Genomic DNA, 18,659 nt, shown 5'->3' on the forward strand with positions numbered 1-18,659 from the left:
CGACGCGCAGGGGGGCGTGTTGGACACACCTGACGGAGAGTGGGGGCAGGCCTCCGCCGAGGGGCAGCCCTATTTCTTCCTCAGCTATGCCCACACCCCGCCGTGGGGGTCGGGCGGTGGCGACCCCGACCACTGGGTGCACCAGCTCTACCGGGACCTGTGCAACCACATCATGGCGCTGACCGACCTGCCCGCCGGCGCCGAAGTCGGCTTCATAGACCGGGAGATGGGCTCCGGCGTCGGCTGGCCGCGAAAGCTCAGCGAGAACCTGGCACGCTGCCGGGTCTTCGTACCGCTGCTGTCCCCGCGCTACTTCACCAGCGAGATGTGCGGCCGGGAGCTGTTCGCGTTCAACGAGCGCCTCCTGCACACCAAGGCCGCCGGGGGACGCGAGGTGTCCGCCATCGTCCCGGCCCTGTGGACGCGCGTCGACTTCCATCAACTGCCGGACTCCATACGCCACATACACCTGGACCGCACGACCTTCGGCGACCGTTACGCGACCAACGGCTTCTACGGGCTCATCAAGCTCAGCAGACTGCGCGACGAGTACGAGGAGACCGTCCTCACCCTCGCCCAGCGCATCGTCCAGGTGGCCGAGGAGTCGCCGCTGCCGCCCGGCCGGCCGCGCGACTACGAGACGACCCCGAGCGCGTTCCGGCCGCGCGGCGAGGAGCCGCGGCACATCCATCTGACGGTGGCCGCGCCCACCCTCGACAGCGTTCCCGAGGACCGGGACCCGCGCCCGTACGGCGAGAACTCACTGGACTGGAACCCGTACCACTCCGAGTCGACGCGCCCGCTGCCCGCCCTGGCGGAGGAGCTCATCCGGTCGCTGGACTACCGGCCCACGGTCTCCTCCTTCGACGACGAGGACACCGACGGCCCCCTCTCCCCCGGCGCCGACGACGAGGGCGGCAAGACGGGCCAACCGCGCATCCTGCTCGTCGACCGCTGGACGCTGATGGACGAGGAACGGCGGCGTCGATTACGGGCGTTCGACGCACAGGCCCAGCCCTGGGTGAGCGCGGTCGTCCCGTGGAACCGCGCCGACCTGCAGTGTCACGGCGACGAGGGACAGCGCCTGACCACGGAGTTCGAGCGCACGCTCCCGCTGCTGCTGGAGCGCGGCAGACGCACCGACTGCCGTACCGCGGTCAACGGCGTCCCCACCCTCAAGGCGTTCACCGACGTGCTGCCCGCCGTCGTGGCGCACACCACCCGGCAGTACCTGAAACACGCGGAGGCCCATCCGCCGCCGGGTCCGCACGTGCCCAGGCCCCGTCTGCTGGGCCCCATCCAGCCGCCGTACCCGGAAGGCGGACCCGACCACGGAGGAGAAGCATGACGGGCCCGCGCGACGGACGTGTCATCACTTTCTATTCGTACAAAGGCGGCACGGGGCGCACCATGGCGCTGGCCAACACCGCCTGGATCCTGGCCGCCAACGGCAAACGGGTCCTCGCCGTCGACTGGGACCTGGAGGCGCCGGGCCTGCACCGCTTCTTCCACCCGTTCCTCGATCCCAAAGCGCTGTCCGCCACCCCGGGTGTCATCAACATCATCCAGGACTACGCCTGGGCCGCGACCACCAATGTCCAGCGCCCCGACGACTGGCACCTGTCCTACGCCCAGGTCGAGCAGCACGCCGTGTCCATCCGCCCAGAGCGCTTCGACCTGCACTTCCCCGAAGGCGGCTCCCTGGACTTCCTCTCCGCGGGCCGCCAGGACCGGGCCTACTCGGCGGCGGTCACCTCGTTCGAATGGGACAACTTCTACGAGCGGCTGGGCGGCGGCACCTTCCTCAGGGCGCTGCGGGCCAGCATGAAGGCGACGTACGACTACGTCCTGATCGACAGCCGTACGGGCCTGTCGGACAACGCCGACATCTGCACGATGGAGATGCCCGACGTTTTGGTGGACTGCTTCACCCTGAGCGACCAGGCACTGGAGGGCGCGGCGGTCGTCGCCCGCAGTGTCGAGGAGGGCTACCGGCCGCGCCGGATACGGGTCCTGCCGGTGCCGATGCGCATCGACGAGGGCGAGAAGGAGAAGGTCGACGCCGGACGCGCGCTGGCCCGGATGCGCTTCGAGGGGCTGCCGAAGGGTGCGGACGGCCGGCCGCTGAGCCAGGAGGAGCTCAGCGCCTACTGGGGCAACGTCGAGATCCCCTACCGCCCGTACTACGCCTACGAGGAGACCCTCGCCACCGTCGGGGACGAGAGCGGCATCGCCAACTCGCTGCTGTCCGCCTTCGAGCGGCTCACCGCCGTGATCTCCGACCGCGAGGTCACCTCGCTGCCGCAGATCCCCGAACCGGTCCGGCTGCGGTGCCGGGACGCGTACCTCAGGCGCCGGCCGCTGACCAGCGTGGCCGACATCGTGGTCGCGTACGCGGCGGAGAAGCGGATGTGGGCGGACTGGGTCGAGTACCTCCTCAAGCGGGCCGGCTGCGAGGTCACGCTGCACGAGATATCGACCGGTCCGGTCGAGCCCGCGGAGACGACCGCCCACACCGTGGTGCTGCTGTCGAAGACCTTCCAGGAGTCCCGGTACGCCGACTCGGTCTGGCGTGCCCTCGGCGAGCGGCCCCCGGACAGCGCCCGCGGCTCGGTGATACCGCTGCGCGTGGAGGAGGTCCCGCTCCCGGAGCCCTGCACGGACCTGCACCGGCTCGACGAGACGGAGTGCGTGGCCGCCCTCCAGCGCGCGCTGGAACTCCCGTTGCAGCAGGCGGAGAACAGCCCGACGGCCCCCCGCTTCCCCGGCATCACCCCCAGCATCTGGAACGCCCCCCAGCGCAACACGACCTTCACCGGCCGGGCGCCGATCATGGACCGGATCCGCACCCAGCTCGGCGAGCTGTCCGGCCCGCCGCTGCCGCAGGCGCTGTTCGGACTGGGCGGCGTGGGCAAGACCCAGCTGGCCATCGAGTACGTGCACCGGTTCATGGCCGACTACGACCTGGTCTGGTGGATGTCCGCCGAGCACATCGACGACGTGGTCGCCTCGCTGGCCGAACTCGCCCCGCTGATAGGGGCGACGGGCACCGAGGAGGACATGACGAAGGCCAGCCAGGAAGCAGTGCAGCGGCTGTCCCGGGGGCTGCCGACCAAACGCTGGATCCTGGTCTTCGACAACGCCGGCGATCCCTCGGAGCTGGCCCGCTACTTCCCCACCGGGGACGGCGGGCACATCGTCGTCACCTCCCGCAACCAGGCCTGGTCGCAGCACGGGGCGTCCCAGCAGATCGACGTCTTCGAGCGCAAGGAGAGCATCGAGCACCTGACCCGGCGCACCGAGGGCGGTCTGACGGCCGAGGACGCCGACCGGGTGGCGGAGGCCGTCGGTGATCTGCCGCTCGCGGTCGAACAGGCGGCGGCCTGGCTGGCCGAGACCGCCACCCCGATCGAGGACTATCTGCGGCAGCTGGCCCGGCAGACGACCGAGGTCCTCGACCTCAACCAGCCGCCGGACTACCCGCGGACGGTCGCGGCGACCTGGAACGTCTCGATCGAACAGCTGGAGAAGCGATCACCCGCGGCGGTACGGCTGCTCCAGCTGTGCGCCTTCCTCGCCCCCGAGCCGATCTCCCAGCAGCTGCTCTACAGCAAGGAGATGCTCACGGCGCTCAAGCCGTACGACCCCTCTCTCCAGGAGAGTCTGCTGCTCGGCCGGGTGATCCGGGAGATCGGCCGGTTCGCGCTCGCCAAGGTCGACCAGAAGACCAACAGCCTCCAGGTGCACCGGCTGGTGCAGGCGGTGATCCGCTCCCAGATGCCCGAGGAGAAGCAGCAGGAGGCCCGGCACGTCGTGCACACCGTCCTGGCGGGCGCCCGGCCCGACGGCGACGAACCCATCGACGACCCGACCACCTGGCCCCGGTTCGGCGTCATCTGGCCGCACCTGTCCGCCTCCGACGCCCGCAACTGCCGTGAGGCCGACACCCGGCGACTGCTCATCGACCGGGTCCGCTACCAGTGGAAACGCGGTGACTTCCTGGCCGCGAGGCGCCTCGCGGAGGACCTGCTCCAGCACTGGAGGCCGGTGCTCGGCGAGGACGACGTCTACTACCTCTACCTGCGCTTCCATCTCGCCAACGTGCTGCGCTCGCAAGGGCGTTACGTGGAGGCCCGGGAGATCGGCGAGGACCTGCTGGAGCGGCAGCGCCGGGAACTGGGCGCGCAGCACCCGCACACGTACGCCACCATGTCCGGGCTCTCCAGCGACCTGGCGGCGCTCGGTGAGTACACGAAGGCGGTCGAGCTGGCCAAGGAGGCGCACACCGGCTTCAGCGAGATCTTCCACGAGTCGCACCGGCGCACCCTCAGCGCGGCCAACAACCTCGCCCTCGCCCTGCGGATGGTGGGCAACTACAGCGAGGCGCGCGGCATCGACCAGGACACGCTCGACCGGCGCATGGCCATCCTCGGTCCCGACCACCCGTACACGCTGGCTTCGGCCGAGTGCCTCGGCCGTGACCTGCGGGAGGTCGGACGCTACGCGGAGTCGGTGTCGATCCTGTCGCGGACATACGCGGCCCACAAACGGATCCTGACCGTGGATTTCCCCGGCACCCTGCGCTGCGCCAAGTCCCTGGCGGTGTCACTGCGCCGCAACGGCCAGCTGGAGGACGCCCGCCGGCTGACCGAGGCGACCCGCAAGCAGTACAAGGACCAGTACGCGGCGCCGACCCCCGACTCGCTGGCCTGCGAGCTGAACCTGGCGGCGGACCTGTTCGCGGCCGACGAACGGGAGCGGGCCCGGGAGCTGGCCGGGGAGGTGCTCGCCGAGTACATGAAGGTGCCGGGCGAGGCCCACCCGTACACCCAGGCGGCCCTGAACAACCTGGCCATCTTCCACTGGGGCTGCCGGGACCTGGACAAGGCGGAGTCGGTGTTCCTGAGGGTGCTGCCCCGTATGGCGGAGGTGCTGGGCGAGCATCATCCGCACGCCGTGTTCTGCAGCGTGAACTACGCCAACGTCCTCTACGACCAGGGCCGTTTCGAGGAGGCGCGGGAACGGGACGAGGCGGCGCTGCCGGTGCTGCGCGAGGCCCTCGGCGGCCACCACCCCGAGACGCTCGCCGTAGTCACCAACCTGGGGCTCAGCCTGCGGGCCCTGGGCCGGGAGGCGGAGGCCCGTGCCCTGCGCGTGGAGGCGATGGCGGAACTGCGCCTGCTGCTCGGCGAGGACAACGGCATCACCCTGCTGGCGAGCCGGGAGCGGCGGATCTACCGGGACCTGGAGCCCCTGTCGGTGTGATCCGGGGCGGGGCGGCGCCACCGACCGAGTCGGCGCCGCCCGTCGCCGCGCACCGGTTCGGCGGCGCGCCCGCGTGTCAGCGCACCCGGGCGGCCACACACGCGTGTGGCCGCACGCCCGCCGGCCAACGCGCCCACACGCGCAGGCCCGGCAGGCGCCGCACCCACACGTCCTCCCATTCACGCGCACGGTCAGCTGCCCGGCACACTCCCATTCACGCGCACGGCCAGCTGCCCCCGGCACAGCCATACACCCTCGCGTCCATACGCCCACCCACTGGCGCATGGGCAGACGCCCCGCCCGGCAGTACACCCGCACGTCCGCCCACCCACGCGCACGGTCAGCCGCCCCCGGCACAGCCATGCACCCTCGCTTCCATACGCCCACCCGCCGGCGCACAGGCAGACGCCCCGCATCGCAAGACACCCGCACGTCCGCGCCCACCCGCCGACGCCCCCGCACAGGCAGACGCCCCGCATCGCAAGGCACCCGCACGTCCGCGGGGCCGTTCGTGCGCCCGTCAGTGCGCCATCGCGTCGGTGAGCAGCCAGTCCAGGACGGCCGGCAGGGCGCGGAGCGCGGCGAAGTGGGCCGAGGTGGGTTCCAGGACGGCAGTGGCACGCGGGATGCGGTCGGCGAGCCAGGAGCCGTGCGCGGCCGGGGCGAAGACGTCGTCCTTGCCGTGCCACAACAGCACCGGCACCTTGATGCGCGCCGGGTCGAAGCCCCAGGACGCGGTGAGGGCGAGGGCGTCGTCGATCCAGCCGTACGGTGAAGTGCGCAGCGCCTCGCGGTAGTTGCGCAGCAGCATCGAGCGGATGGTGTTGTCCGAGACGATCAGCCGGTCGTCGGCGGTGAGGTCCTCGCGCAGTTCCTCCAGCAGGCGCGCGGGATCGCTGCGGATGGCGGCGGAGCGCGGGATGATGCCGGCGGCGAAACGCTCGGGGTCGGTGGCGGCCGTACTCAGGGCGGCGACGTTGGACGGCGCCATGCCCGCGTACCAGTCCAGTCCCTCGGCGTCGCGCGGCGCCAAGCCCACCAGCGCCGCCGCCCTGGTGACCCGGTCGGGCAGCAGCGCGGCGCAGGCCAGGGCGTGCGGGGCGCCGGCGGACCGGCCGGCCACCGCGAACCGGTCCAGTTCAAGGGCGTCGGCGACGTCGGCGACGTCCTGGGCCACGTCCGCGACCCGCCGGCGCGGCATACGGTCCGAACCGCCGTATCCCGGCCGGTCGTAGCTGATGAGACGCGCGCCGCGCTGGTGGAGGAACATCGAGCGGGGTTTGGGCCCCACCCGGCTGCCCGGCATGCCGTGCAGGAGGAACACGGGGCGTCCGTGCGGATCCCCCGAGACCTCCACCCGTAACCGTCGTCCGTCCGCCGTACGCACTTGGTCGGGCACAGCCGCGCTCCCCCCACCCGAGGCCTTGACCGGGCCACGCTGCCCGAACCCTGCCCAGGCGGGCGTACGGCGAAACGAACACGCAGGTCAAGCGGGGCCAAGGGCCGCGGATAACGGTGCACTTCAGCCGGATCTCGTCGAGCAGGTCGGAGACGAAGGCGTGGCATGTCCCCCGCCGGGATGATGCCGTTTGCCGGTGGCGTGGGGGGCGAACCGGAGCCTCCTCGGCAGCCCGGGACGGATCCGGCACCCCCGCCTCCGCGTACCGCATCGCCGCTACTCGACACCGACCAGTTCGCGCACGCCGCCGCGGACACTGCCCTCCGAGCGGAAGCGGGACAGCCTGCGCGGCGGGACGATGCTGGGCAGCAGCAGATCCCACATGAGGGTGGTCTCCTCACTCAAGTCCGCGCGACCGGTGAGCACTTGGGAACTGAGCTGGAGTCCGGTCCAGGAACCGACGATGAGCCGGGCCACCCGGCCGGGGTCGACGTCCGCCTTGACGTCCCCGCGCTCCTTCGCGTGGACCAGACAGCCCCGGAAGAGCTCGATCCACCGGGTGTACGGCTCGCTGACGATGCCCGTCTTGGAGCTCTGGTCGATGACCAACCGGATACCGGCCCGCACGCGGACGTCGTCCACGAGCTGCCGCGCCATGGTGTGCAGCGTGTCGATGACGGTCTGCACCCCGGGTTTCTCGTCGCCCGCCGTCGGATCCAGGACGGAGAACTGTTCGTCGATGAGGGCCTGGGCAAGGTCCTCCTTCGACGCGAAGTGGAAGTAGAGGGCACCCTTCGTCACCCCCGCCTCTTTGACGATGTCACCGAGTGTCGTCCCGTGATACCCCTCCGCGTCGAAGGCCCGTGCCGCCCCGTCGAGAATGGCCGCCCGAGTGACCTCTGCGCGTTCCTGTCTGGCCATGCCACCAACCCCTTCACCGTGAACCGGTACCAGTTTGCCTTCTCCCCTCACAGAAAACCAACCGCCTGGTATTGTTTCGGCGCGGCGCTCAATCGGGCCTCCAGTACGTCCAGTTCGACGTTGTTCTGCTCAAACACTTCCCCCCAGGAGTCACTCATGCGCGTTTCCCCCTTCCTTGACCAGACGGATTCCGTGTCGTTCGACGAGCCCGGACCGCCGGTGCTGCCCGCGGGCGCCGACCGGGCGACCACGCCGAGGGCACCCCGGGCGCGTGTCCGGACGGCATCGGGGCGCACGGGGTGCGGTGCGGCCTCACACGTACGTGTTCCGCTCGACGTCCGGTGACGCCGCGTGGCCCCGAGACCCGATCCCGATGTGGCGACGAAAGAAGCCTGTCCTGGGTGGTGAACTCCTACCTCATCGCCTTCGCCGGACTGCTGCTGCCGTCCGGCCGGCTCGGTGACCTGCTCGGCACGACGAAGGTCTTTCTCGCCGGTCTGTGACGTTCTTCGTGCCGCGGGACACCGAGCAGCCGGGGGCGGCCACGGTGGAATCGGTCGAGGTGACGCCCGAGGCGGCGCCCACGTCCGGACACATCTGACGGACCAGCGACCCAAAAAGACGCGATCGAGGGGTGGCACACATGGCGGACAGGATCCGAGTGGGAGTGGTCGGCGCACATGCCGAACGGGGGTGGGGCCGCCATATCCATCTCCCGGCGCTCCAGGCGCTCGACGACGTGGAGATCACGGCGGTCGCCGGTACGAGCGGGGAAGGAGCCCGGGCGGCCGCGGCGGTGTGGGGCGCGGAGAAGGCGTACGCCGACGCGCGGGCCCTGATGGCCGACCCGGACGTCGACCTGGTCACGATCGCCGTTCAACTGCCCTCCCGGGACGGTCTGATGGAGGCGGCGATCGCCGCCGGCAAGCATGTCTACAGCGAGTGGCCGCTGGCTCCGGACGCCGCGACCGCCGAGCACTTCGAGGTGGCCGCGCGGGCGGCCGGCGTACGGCACGCGGTGGGGCTGCAGAGCCGGCACCATCCCGAAGTACGGCTGCTGCGGGACCTGCTGGCGCAGGGGCTGATCGGCGAGGTGCTGTCGGTGACCCTGCTGTACTCGCTGTCCACGGCCGAGGTGTGGTCGACGCGGTACGCGGCGCTGTTCGACGAGACGAAGGGCGTCAACCACGTCGCCGTGGTGGGCGGGCACTCCCTGGACATGTTCCAGTACGCCGTCGGGAACCTCACCGAGGTGTCGGCGACCCTGGCGACCCGTATCGACCGCGTCACCATGGAGGAGAGCGGCGAGCGCATCGAGGTCACCTCGCCGGACCAGATCGCGCTGCACGGCGTGCTGGAGTCGGGCGCGACGGCCTCGGCCCACTTCATGACGGGCGGGCCCAGGGGCGACGGCTTCCGCGTCGAGGTGCACGGCCGGGCGGGCAGGCTGGTCCTGGTCTCGTCCGACGACTCCCTGGTGGGCCCCCGCTTCACCCTGACCCACGGGACGGCGAACGGCACGCCCGCACAGCAGGTGCCGCTGCCGGACACCTACCGGCCGCTCCTGGGCACCCCGTCCCCGGTGAACAACGTGGCCCAGGTCTACACGGACCTGGTCCGGGCGATCCGCACGGGCGGCGACTTCGCCCCGGACTTCTCGACGGCGGTCCGTACCCACCGCCTGCTGGACGCGATCAGGACCTCGGCGCGGACGGGCAGCCGAGTCCCCCTGCTCTGACCGGCACGGCAAAAGGGGGCCGTCTCCAGGCGCACCTGGCGCTGGTGCAGGTCGGTGGCGACTGGCTCGCAGAAGGGGTCCTGGAGGCCCTGGTGCACGGGGCAGCCCGGCGGCACGGCTGCTCGACGGGACGGGGTGCCGGCGTGGTCGTCGGCGACCGTCAGGTGCGGGTCGCCTTTCAGTGGCGGGGAGTTGATGGGGCGTCAGTTGCCGATGGCGGACCGCAGGGTCGCCGGGCGCCGCCGGGATCCCCGAGGCCCCGCTGACCCGCGCGGGTCAGAGGGCGAACCAGCAGCGGACGGTGGTGCCTTCGGGCCCGGTGTGCACGCGGACCAGGTCGGCGACGAGGTTGACCATGAGCAGGCCCCGGCCGCCCAGCCGGTCCCGGGAGGGCGGCCGGCGCCCTGCCAGCAGGTCGGTGAGGTGTCCCCGGTCGCGGACCTCGCACACCACGTGCCCGGCCTCCGCCCAGACCCGCAGCAGACCCGAACCGCCGCCGTGCACCACGCTGTTGGTGGTCAGTTCGGCAACGGCGAGCGCCAGGTCGTCGAGCCGGGGCCGTACGAGCCCGAACCGCTCGGCCGCGTCGGTCACCAGGTGCCGGATCTCGCCGAGCACGTCGGAGACGAAGGCGTGGGCGGCCACGTCCGGGGCCGGGGGCAGCGGGGCGTTGTAGCGGGCGTGCACGGCCTCGAAGTCGTACCGTCCGCTCTCCTCCTCCCGCCCCGAGCCGGCGTCGACGACGACGGGGTGGGTGGCGTGGGCGTCGGCGACGACCTGCGGGTCGAGGCGCCGGGTGTCGTAAGGGCACAGGATGGTGACCTCGCGGCCCTGGAAGGCGGCGTTGATCAGCGCCTCGTGCTGGACGCAGGCGGGGTACTCGGTGGCCGAGCGGCCGGCCCAGATCGGTTCGCCGACGATCCAAACCCGGGTGCCGGGCGGCTGGGCGTCGGCGAAGGCGCGCAGCACCCCCGGGATGATCCGGCCGGGGTTGCGCCCGGCCTCCCGCATGTCGAGGAACCGTATGTCCTTCTCGGCGCCGATCTCCTTCTCCAGCAACCGCAGGTTCTCGGTGGGCACGGCCACGGCCACCGGTTCCCCGGCGGCGAGCGCCTTGTGCACGAAGGGCACCACCGCGGCCAGGTACTCCCGCTCGTCGCGGTAGAAGAGCGCGGGATGCACGAACGGATCCGCGGCTTCGGCCACGGCGTTCACCGCGGTGTCACCGAGTTCCCGCGCACCGAAAAGCCGCCGCGTCGTGACGCCTCGTACCGGCTCCTCACATCGACTCCCCACTGCTGACCCCATCCTGCCCCTTCCGATACGTCTCCCCTCCCGAAACGTCTCCTGTCAAGACCTGCACGAGACCGCGTTTACCCCCGGAGTGCGCCCGTCACTCCCCGCCGGGCCGGGTGTACTCCCCGACGGGCCGGGCAGGCGCATCCCAGCACCGGCGGATTCCGCACGGCCACATCCGTGCTCGGAGCCGGAGTCCGGCGGCGATCGGTGACTCAACGTCGTGACGACTGTGGGGAGCAGCGAGGCGGACATGAGCTCAGCGACACACACTTCACTCACAGGGCGGCTGAACACCCTGATCATCGACAGCGGCGTGGAGGGGGGCGGCGCCGTGCTCGTCCCCCACGGCGATCTGGTCCACGGCTGTGCGGACACCCTGGCCAGGACCCTGGCGCGACTGCCGGACGACACCGACCGGGTCGACCTGGACATGAGTGAGGTGTCCTTCATGGACACGACGGGACTGCAGTTCCTGGAAGTCCTCGACACCTACGCCCGCCGCCGTCGCGTGCGGGTGACGGCGACCGGCTGGAACGACCAGCCGCGCCGCGTCCTTCAGCTGGCCGGCCTGGATCCCGACGATCCGCTGCACGGCCCCGGGACGCGCCGGGAGTCCGTGCCCTCCGTCGTGGTCCTGGAGCGCGCCGAGCAGTTGGACCGGCTGCGCACGGAGGTGGAGCAGCTGAGGCAGGCGATCGCCACCCGCCCGGTCATCGACCAGGCGCGCGGGATCCTGATGGCCACCCACGCCTGCTCCTCGGACGAGGCGTGGAACGTCCTGCGGGAGGCCTCCCAGCTCTCCAACACCAAGCTGCGCAAGGTCGCCGCGGAGGTGACGGCCGGTGCCGAAGGCGGTGGCCCGCCGCCGTCGCCCGAACTGCGCCGGGCGCTGCGGACGGCGATCGACCGCTGTCTGAACTGACCACCGGCGGGGGGCCGGGCCGGCCATGACCCGAAGAGGCCGGCGGCCGGCTGGCGGCTGGCGGTTGCCGGCTGGCGAGCAGCGGTACCGACGCTCGTGCGGACCGGCGTCAGTACGGCAGCAGCCGTCCCGAAGGGGTCCTGCGGTCGATCTCGGGCTGCCGGGTGTCACGGGAGGACGAGGGCCGACGGCTGACGCGAACACGGATCTGGCGGTTCATGGCGCCCTCCCAGGGCCTCAATTGCTGTTCCCCGACACGAACCAGCCTCGTCCCCGAGACCCGCCCGCACATCGTGCCCACGGAGGCACCTGCCCTGCCTCCCCGGGACGACCGAACCGCCTCCCGCTACTCCCGGGGGAGGACAACTACCCCTGAGAACGCCCGATCAAGCCTTGTCGGCAGGACGCGCGGGAACACCCGGCCGCGCACGAGGCGCACACTGGAGGGACGCGGCAGCCGGAAGCCGGTTCTCCGCACCCGCCAGGACCGTTGGCGGGGTCTCAGGCGGCGGGCGGTGGCCTGCCGCCGACGCCGTCACGGACGCGTCGTTCGCCTCGTTCGCCAGGAGGGGCCATGCGCACAGGCACAGCTCCGGACGCGCCCGCGCCCCGAGCCGCACGCCGACCCGGTGCCCCGCGGTGGTCCGGTGTCCGGCGGTGCCTCGCCGCCGTACGCGCCGTACGGCTGCTCGCGGCCGTGGCACCTCTCCTGCGCCCCCTCGTGCGCCCCCACCGGCGCCCGGCCCCGGCCGGTCCGTCGCGGCCGGACCAGTTGCGGGCGCTCGTCGCGGTCCTGGACGAGGCGGTGGCGGCGCAGACGCCGGCCGACGAGGCGGTGGCCGCGTGCGGCGAGCCCGGCCCGCTCTCCCGCGGGACGGCACGCGACTGCGGGCTGCAGAGCATCACCCTGCACCGGCTGCGCACCCGGCTCCAGGACCTGCGGACCACCGACCCGGACCTGATGGCGGCACAGGCCCGCGCCGCCCGGCTGCTCGCCTACGACCTGTGGATGCTGCGCGCCTCGATGAACCTGGCCTTCACCGCCCGCCCCGTCGACCGCACCGAGGCGGCCCGGCTGCGCCTCAACGGCCTGGGCCGACCCGCGGACGACCTGCGCCGGCTGCGCGACACCCTGCGCACGGAGCTCCCCTGACGGTAGGGCGCCCATGGCCGACGTCGGCCTGCCTTTCGGCACTACCCTGTCGTTTTCGGCAATAACCGGTCAAGAGTTCCCAAAGAATGCTTGTGAGCTTGTGCGACGGCATCGATCATGGCCGAATTCCGCCTGTACCGCCGCTCATCCGCAGGAGTTCCCGGTGACCGCTGGCCCCATCACCTCAGAGCCGGCCGACGCGCCGCCGGCAGCCCGGTCGGAACGCCAGAAGCTGCGCAAGCACTTCGGCCGCTTCGACATCCTGTTCTTCCTGCTGTGCACGATCGTCGGCGTGGACACCATCGGCACGGTGGCCTCCTCCGGCGCCGAGGCGTTCACCTGGCTCATCGTGCTGGCCGTCGTGTTCTTCGTCCCCTCGGCCCTGCTGACCGCCGAACTCGGTGCCGCGTTCCCCGACGAGGGTGGCCCCTACATCTGGACCAGCCGGGCCTTCGGCCGCCTGGCCGGCGCCGTCAACAACTTCCTCTACTGGATCACCAATCCGGTCTGGCTCGGCGGCACCCTCTCCGTCTCCGCCGTCACCGCGTACACGACCTTCTTCAACGACGGCAAGGACCTGAGCACCCCCGCCTTCTACCTCTTCACCCTCGCCTTCGTCTGGGTCGGCGTCCTCGCCGCGATCCTCTCCTTCGACGTCGGCAAGTGGATCCCCACCCTCGGCGCGTGGAGCCGCTTCCTCCTCCTCGGCCTGTTCACCGTCACCGGCGTGATCTACGCCGCCCGGCACGGCCTGCACGGCTTCGGACTCGGCGACTTCTCCCCCACCTACGCGGGCTTCGTCGGCCTGGTGCCCGTCCTGATGTTCAACTACGTCGGCTTCGAACTGCCCAGCACCGCGGGCGACGAGATGACCGACGCCCAGAAGGACGTGCCGTACGCCGTCTTCCGCAGTGCCGGCCTCGCCGTACTGCTCTACGCCCTGCCGATCCTCGGCATCCTGCTCGTCCTGCCCGTCAAGGCCATCACCGGCCTCGGCGGCTTCCTCGACGCGATCCGCCAGGTCTTCACGGTCTACGGCGGCCATGTCGCCGGCGACGGCACCGCCACCCTCAGCGGGGCCGGGAGCGTGCTCGGGGACCTGGCCGCGATCCTGTTCATCCTCACCGTGCTGTCGTCCGGCGTCACGTGGGTGATGGGCTCCGACCGCGCTCTCGCCGTCTCCGGATACGACGGCGCGGCCCCCCGCTTCCTCGGCGTCATCTCCAGCCGCTTCGGCACCCCGGTCCGCGTCAACGTCCTCAGCGGCCTGGTCTCCACGGCCGTCCTGATCCTGGCCCACCAACTCACCGGCGGCAGCGCGGCGAAGCTCTTCGGCGCGGTCCTCGGCCTGGCCGTCTCCACCACCCTGGTCAGCTACCTGGGCATCTTCCCCGCCCTCGCGGTACTGCGCCGCAAGGCCCCGGACGTGCCCCGCCCGTACAAGGCACCCGCGCCCCTCGCCATCAGCGTGGTCCTCACCGCGCTCGTCCTCTTCGCGAGCGTCCAGTTGGTCGCCCCGGGCCTCGGCGACCACTGGTTCAGCCAGGACTACGCGCCGGACGGCTGGCATCACGACGAGCGGGTGAAGTACCTCCTGACCGAGGCCCTCCCCCTCCTCGGCTTCATGCTCCTCGGCGTGCTGTTCTGGGCCCTGGGCGCGCCGACCCGCAGGGCGGCGGCCGACGTGGCGGAGTGAACCCGGCGGGTCTCCTACGACCGGGAGCCGGGATCCAGCCGCTGGGCCAGGTCATGGGCGGTGGCGCTGGTGAGGTCTCCGCCGAACGGCCCAACGATCTCGACACGGCCGCCGGTGATCGAGGTGTTCACGTAGGGGAGGCCCCAGAGCTTGCCGTCGATGACGATGGCCACCGCGTTGCGCGGGTACGGATTTGGTGCCAGGGAGCCGGTGAGTGCGGCGAACCGCTCCCGGTCGGTGGAGTCGAAGCTCACCGTGACCTGCCAGATGCCCTTGCTCTTCCCGGCCTTGGCGGAGGTGACCCGCACGTCGGTCATGCCCGCGGCCCGGTCGGCCCGGACGCACGACTCCGGGTGGGTCGCGCTCGCGGGCACGGTGTAGCCACCGCTGCCGCGGGCGCACGCCTGCTGGTCGGCGGACGTGACCGGCAGGAGGGAGATCAGGGCCGCCTTCCCGGTACCGTTGCCCGCCCCCGGCTGAACCACGTGCGCACGCGGGGTCGCTCCGTCCGCGACGGCCACCCAGGTGGTGGCGACCGCGACGGCCGCGACGACGCCGACCCCGGCGCGGGTCAGCCGCTGCCGCCGCCGGGCGGTCCGCAACGCGCCGTCGGCCAGCCCGACCAGATGGGCACCGGCCTCGCCGTCGCTCTCCCGGACATGGGCGTGCAGGGCGTCGTGCAGCGGGTGTTCGATCGAGTCGTTCATGCGACGGCGCCCTTTCCGGAGGCAGTGGAGGAGGCGGCCGACGACCCCGCCCCGGCCAGGGTGGTGCGGAGAGAGGCGAGGGCCTTGTGGGTCTGGCTGCGGACCGTGCCCTGGGCGACGCCCAGGATCGCGGCGATCTCGCTGTCCGGCCGGTCCTCGAAGTAGCGCAGCACGATCACCGCGCGCTGGCGCTTGGGCAGCCGCCGCAGCGCGGTCATGATGTCCTGACGCTGGACCACGGTGTCGGCCCAGTCGCCGGCCTGCGCGGACGGCCGGTCCGGGAGCCTGTCGGTGACCGTCTCACGCCCCCAGCTGAGCAGCCTGAAGCGGTCCACCTGGGCGTGGTAGAGCGCCCGTCGCACATAGATCTCCGGCTGCTCCCGGTCGCGCAGCTTCGACCAGCGCCGAGCGGTGGCGGCGAGCGCGGTCTGGAGCAGGTCCCGGCCCTGCTCCCAGTCCCCGGTCAGCAGATAGGCCGTGTGCAGCAGCGATCTCGACCGCGCCGCCACGAACTCGCGGAACTGGCGTTCCTCGTCGGCGTTCAATGTGTGCCCTCCCTCGTTCCCCTGTAGAGACGGGTGCTGAAGGACGTTCGACTGCCCTGCCGGCCGGATTTTCTCGGGCCATGGGGTCAGGGTCGGCGCCCGCGCTCGCGCCGCTGCGCGCGGAGGTGTCACCAGGGCTGATACGGGAACGCGGAAAAGTGCCTTCTCCGGGTACACCGAGGCACGAAGGGACCCAAGGATGATCCAGAGTGCGGATATCCGTGAGTGGCGCACTCACGACGTCGTCGACGCGGACGGCCACAAGATCGGCACCTTGGAGGCCGTCTACGTGGACACCAGGACCGACGAGCCCGCCATGGGTACGGTCCAGGTCGGGCTGCCCACCCGCCGTCAGCTGGTCTTCGTCCCGTTGCACGACGCGGTCGTGGGGCCGGGCTACGTCAAGGTCGGCTACGACCGGTCGCTGGTGAGGAAGGGTCCGGCGATCGGCACGGACGATGTGCTGCCCGCCGAGGACGAGGCCGCGGTGTTCGCGCACTACGGCCTGCCGTACCAGCCCGGCGCGAACGGCGAGCGGCAGCTCGCCCGCCGCTGACCGGCCCTGTCGAGGAGGTGCTTTCACGTCATGACGCTCTTCCTGCTCCTCGTCCTCGCGGCGATCGTGCTCGGCATCATCGGCGTCGCCGTCAAGGGTCTGCTCTATCTGCTGATCATCGGCATCGCGGTGTTCCTCGTGGCCCTGGTCTACCTCGGCATGCGCATCGGCCGCTCGGGCCGGCACCGGCGCCCGGTGCGCTGAATCGTGCGAGCGCACCGACGTAGGCGAGGGCGACGCGTCGGGGAGTTGCGCACCGGCGCACGATGAGGCTCCAGGATGCCGCCGGTGAGCACCCGGGGCCCGGCAGGTCCACCCCTGCGCCCCGGCCGTAGACCCGCCGGACCCGGCGAGGGCGGTCAGGCGATCCCGGTGCCCTGCAGCAGCAGCGTCACGTCCACCACCGCCACGCAGACCGCTGCCGCGAACGCCGACCGCTCCCAGCGGCGCCCCAGCACCGCCCCGGCCACCGCGACCAGGACGGCAAGCGCGAGCGCCGCCACGCCCCGGCTGCCAGGCGGTCCGGCAGGACCCAGGACCAGAACCGCGGACGCCGCCACCAGCGGCACCGGCAGCAGCAGCCGCACGCCGTCCGGTCCCAGCCGGTGCGGCCATCCCCGTACACCCGTCGCCAGATCCCCTCGGATGTCCGGCAGTACGTCACCCAGATGAGCTCCGACCCCGAGGAGCGCCCCGGCGGTGACGACCCACCAGGCCGGCCACGGTTGCCCCGGCAACCCCAGCGCCACGAACGCGGGGAGCGCGGCGAAGCCCACCGCGTACGGCGCCCAGGACCATGCCGTCGCCTTGAGCCGCAGGTCGTACGCCCACGCCGCGGCCACCCCGGTCAGGTGAACGGCGCCCGCACCCAGGCCGCACGCGAACGACAGCGGCACGCACAGCGCCAGCGCGGCATAGGCGGCCACCCACACCTCCGTCGCACCGACCGTGCCGACGACGACGGGTTTGCCCCGGCGACCGGCCGCGGTGTCCCGGGCGGCGTCGAACGCGTCGTTGCACCAGCCGACGGACAACTGCCCGGTCAGCACGGCGGCGGCGGTCAGGGCACTGCGCGCGGCGCCCTGGCCCGCGGTCACGGCCAGCGCGGCCGTCAGCGCGGTGACCGCCACGACCGGCCCGGGATGGCACGCCCCGGCCAGCCCTCTCGCCCGACCGGCCCACCTCGCGGCCGGGACGCCGGCCGTCGACTGCTCGGGAGTCCCCACCCGGCCGATCGTAGGCGTCCGGACCCCGCCCGGCGGGTACACACGCCCCGGAGGGAACGGCCGTACGGGCGACCCATGGTGGCGATGTCCCCGGTCCGGGGGAAGATGTGGGAACAGCCCACCCAGTCGGTCACCGGACGGGAACCACATGACGCGGATCGCCGCCGTTCACGGCGCCCTCGCACCGCACCGTCACACCCAGCACGAGATCACGGACATGGTGGCCCGCACCTGCCTGCCGGAGGGGACCGACCGGCGGGTCCTGGACCGGCTGCACCACAGGGCGAAGGTCGGCTCGCGCCACATGACTCTGCCGCTCGAACGGTACGGGGAACTCGACGGGTTCGGCGCCTCCAACGACGTCTTCATCACCGCCGCCACCGACCTGGGCGCCAAGACCGTCCGGGACGCCCTGCACACGGCCGGTCTGTCCGCGGCCGACGTGGACCTGCTGGTCTTCACCTCCGTCACCGGCATCGCGACCCCCTCGATCGACGCGCGGCTGGTCGGCCGCCTCGGGCTGCGGCCGGACGTCAGACGGGTGCCCCTGTTCGGTCTGGGCTGTGCCGGTGGCGCCGCCGGTCTGTCCCGACTGCACGACTACCTGCTGGGCCGGCCCGACCACGTGGCGGTGCTGCTGTCGGTCGAACTGTGTTCACTGACCTTCCAGCGCAACGACGCCTCCATGGCCAACCTGGTCGCCACCGGACTGTTCGGGGACGGCGCCGCCGCGGTCGTCGCGTGCGGCGCGGGCCGCAGGGAGCACCCGGAACACCCGGACGGGACCTCGGGCCCGACGATCGTGGACACCCGCAGCCACCTGTATCCGGACACCGGGCGCGTCATGGGCTGGGACATCGAGGACTCCGGCTTCCGGGTCGTCCTCGACCCGCGGGTCCCCGATGTGGTGCGCCGTCACCTCGCGGACGACGTCGAGGGGTTCCTCGGCGACCACGGGCTGAAACCGAAGGACGTGACCGCCTGGGTGTGCCACCCGGGCGGCCCCAAGGTCCTTGAGGCCGTCACCGAGGCCCTCGACCTGCCCGAGGGGGCGCTCGACGTGACCTGGCGTCACCTGGCCGACGTGGGCAACCTGTCCTCGTCGTCGGTGCTCCACGTACTGCGCGACACCCTGGCCGAACGCCGTCCGCCGCCCGGGACGCCCGGTGTGCTGCTGGCCATGGGTCCCGGCTTCGCCTGCGAACTCGTCCTGCTGCGCTGGTAGTTCGGAC

At 72.0% G+C, this 18,659-nt stretch carries 15 protein-coding genes; 9 read left to right on the plus strand and 6 right to left on the minus strand.

The window, feature by feature from the left end; translation table 11 throughout:
- Positions 1 to 19 precede the first annotated feature (19 nt).
- Complete coding sequence (locus tag ABZT93_RS15475) at positions 20 to 1,348, plus strand: TIR-like protein FxsC (protein ID WP_356104158.1); 1,329 nt, start codon at positions 20 to 22, stop codon at positions 1,346 to 1,348.
- On the plus strand, positions 1,345 to 5,265 hold the full coding sequence (gene fxsT / locus ABZT93_RS15480) for an FxSxx-COOH system tetratricopeptide repeat protein (protein ID WP_356104161.1): 3,921 nt from the start codon (positions 1,345 to 1,347) through the stop codon (positions 5,263 to 5,265). The genes ABZT93_RS15475 and fxsT overlap by 4 nt, the downstream gene beginning before the upstream one ends.
- A gap of 520 nt (positions 5,266 to 5,785) precedes the next feature.
- Here fxsT and ABZT93_RS15485 read toward each other — a convergent pair.
- Entirely contained in the window at positions 5,786 to 6,664 is an 879-nt protein-coding gene (locus tag ABZT93_RS15485) for an alpha/beta hydrolase (protein WP_356104165.1), read from the minus strand.
- Between the two features lie 276 nt (positions 6,665 to 6,940).
- A complete protein-coding gene (locus ABZT93_RS15490) occupies positions 6,941 to 7,585 on the minus strand; it encodes a ScbR family autoregulator-binding transcription factor (protein WP_356104167.1) in 645 nt (214 codons plus the stop codon).
- Between the two features lie 643 nt (positions 7,586 to 8,228).
- On the opposite strand from ABZT93_RS15490, the gene ABZT93_RS15495 reads away from it, so the two are divergent.
- Positions 8,229 to 9,323 (plus strand): Gfo/Idh/MocA family oxidoreductase, encoded by a 1,095-nt coding sequence (locus ABZT93_RS15495; protein ID WP_356104170.1) that lies wholly within the window; start codon positions 8,229 to 8,231, stop codon positions 9,321 to 9,323.
- Positions 9,324 to 9,599: 276 nt separating this feature from the next.
- On the opposite strand, the gene ABZT93_RS15500 is transcribed toward ABZT93_RS15495, so the two are convergent.
- Positions 9,600 to 10,529, minus strand: coding sequence for an anti-sigma factor RsbA family regulatory protein (locus ABZT93_RS15500; protein WP_356104173.1), 930 nt, complete (start codon positions 10,527 to 10,529; stop codon positions 9,600 to 9,602).
- 343 nt (positions 10,530 to 10,872) lie between these two features.
- Between ABZT93_RS15500 and ABZT93_RS15505 the strand changes: the two genes are divergently transcribed.
- The 3 genes from ABZT93_RS15505 (at position 10,873) to ABZT93_RS15515 (ending at position 14,393) form a co-directional block, all read left to right on the plus strand.
- On the plus strand, positions 10,873 to 11,544 hold the full coding sequence (locus ABZT93_RS15505; protein WP_356104176.1) for an ANTAR domain-containing protein: 672 nt from the start codon (positions 10,873 to 10,875) through the stop codon (positions 11,542 to 11,544).
- 574 nt (positions 11,545 to 12,118) lie between these two features.
- On the plus strand, positions 12,119 to 12,697 hold the full coding sequence (locus ABZT93_RS15510; protein WP_356104178.1) for a hypothetical protein: 579 nt from the start codon (positions 12,119 to 12,121) through the stop codon (positions 12,695 to 12,697).
- Between the two features lie 163 nt (positions 12,698 to 12,860).
- Positions 12,861 to 14,393, plus strand: coding sequence for an APC family permease (locus tag ABZT93_RS15515; RefSeq protein WP_356104181.1), 1,533 nt, complete (start codon positions 12,861 to 12,863; stop codon positions 14,391 to 14,393).
- Between the two features lie 14 nt (positions 14,394 to 14,407).
- On the opposite strand, the gene ABZT93_RS15520 is transcribed toward ABZT93_RS15515, so the two are convergent.
- Positions 14,408 to 15,100 (minus strand): hypothetical protein, encoded by a 693-nt coding sequence (locus tag ABZT93_RS15520; protein ID WP_356104184.1) that lies wholly within the window; start codon positions 15,098 to 15,100, stop codon positions 14,408 to 14,410.
- Positions 15,097 to 15,645 carry a SigE family RNA polymerase sigma factor gene (locus ABZT93_RS15525; protein WP_356104186.1) on the minus strand — a complete coding sequence of 183 codons (549 nt, stop codon included), beginning with the start codon at positions 15,643 to 15,645 and terminating at the stop codon, positions 15,097 to 15,099. The genes ABZT93_RS15520 and ABZT93_RS15525 overlap by 4 nt, the downstream gene beginning before the upstream one ends.
- Before the next feature lie 199 nt (positions 15,646 to 15,844).
- Here ABZT93_RS15525 and ABZT93_RS15530 point away from each other — a divergent pair, with 199 nt between their 5' ends.
- Positions 15,845 to 16,201: a PRC-barrel domain-containing protein gene (locus ABZT93_RS15530; RefSeq protein WP_356104189.1), complete on the plus strand. Its 357-nt coding sequence runs from the start codon at positions 15,845 to 15,847 to the stop codon at positions 16,199 to 16,201.
- Positions 16,202 to 16,231: 30 nt separating this feature from the next.
- Positions 16,232 to 16,405 (plus strand): hypothetical protein, encoded by a 174-nt coding sequence (locus ABZT93_RS15535; protein WP_356104192.1) that lies wholly within the window; start codon positions 16,232 to 16,234, stop codon positions 16,403 to 16,405.
- Between the two features lie 155 nt (positions 16,406 to 16,560).
- On the opposite strand, the gene ABZT93_RS15540 is transcribed toward ABZT93_RS15535, so the two are convergent.
- Positions 16,561 to 17,427: a UbiA family prenyltransferase gene (locus ABZT93_RS15540; RefSeq protein WP_356104195.1), complete on the minus strand. Its 867-nt coding sequence runs from the start codon at positions 17,425 to 17,427 to the stop codon at positions 16,561 to 16,563.
- Positions 17,428 to 17,575: 148 nt separating this feature from the next.
- Here ABZT93_RS15540 and ABZT93_RS15545 point away from each other — a divergent pair, with 148 nt between their 5' ends.
- Positions 17,576 to 18,652: a 3-oxoacyl-[acyl-carrier-protein] synthase III C-terminal domain-containing protein gene (locus ABZT93_RS15545; RefSeq protein ID WP_356104198.1), complete on the plus strand. Its 1,077-nt coding sequence runs from the start codon at positions 17,576 to 17,578 to the stop codon at positions 18,650 to 18,652.
- Positions 18,653 to 18,659: the final 7 nt, after the last annotated feature.

The organism is Streptomyces sp. NPDC005303 (assembly GCF_040607335.1).
Classification (GTDB): domain Bacteria; phylum Actinomycetota; class Actinomycetes; order Streptomycetales; family Streptomycetaceae; genus Streptomyces.

Coding starts and splice junctions, on each gene's coding strand:
- ABZT93_RS15495 (WP_356104170.1), top strand. CDS start 8,229: ATGGCGGACAGGATCCGAGTGGGAGTGGTCGGCGCACATGCCGAACGG.
- ABZT93_RS15545 (WP_356104198.1), top strand. CDS start 17,576: ATGACGCGGATCGCCGCCGTTCACGGCGCCCTCGCACCGCACCGTCAC.
- ABZT93_RS15530 (WP_356104189.1), top strand. CDS start 15,845: ATGATCCAGAGTGCGGATATCCGTGAGTGGCGCACTCACGACGTCGTC.
- ABZT93_RS15520 (WP_356104184.1), bottom strand. CDS start 15,100: ATGAACGACTCGATCGAACACCCGCTGCACGACGCCCTGCACGCCCAT.
- ABZT93_RS15490 (WP_356104167.1), bottom strand. CDS start 7,585: ATGGCCAGACAGGAACGCGCAGAGGTCACTCGGGCGGCCATTCTCGAC.
- ABZT93_RS15535 (WP_356104192.1), top strand. CDS start 16,232: ATGACGCTCTTCCTGCTCCTCGTCCTCGCGGCGATCGTGCTCGGCATC.
- fxsT (WP_356104161.1), top strand. CDS start 1,345: ATGACGGGCCCGCGCGACGGACGTGTCATCACTTTCTATTCGTACAAA.
- ABZT93_RS15505 (WP_356104176.1), top strand. CDS start 10,873: ATGAGCTCAGCGACACACACTTCACTCACAGGGCGGCTGAACACCCTG.
- ABZT93_RS15510 (WP_356104178.1), top strand. CDS start 12,119: ATGCGCACAGGCACAGCTCCGGACGCGCCCGCGCCCCGAGCCGCACGC.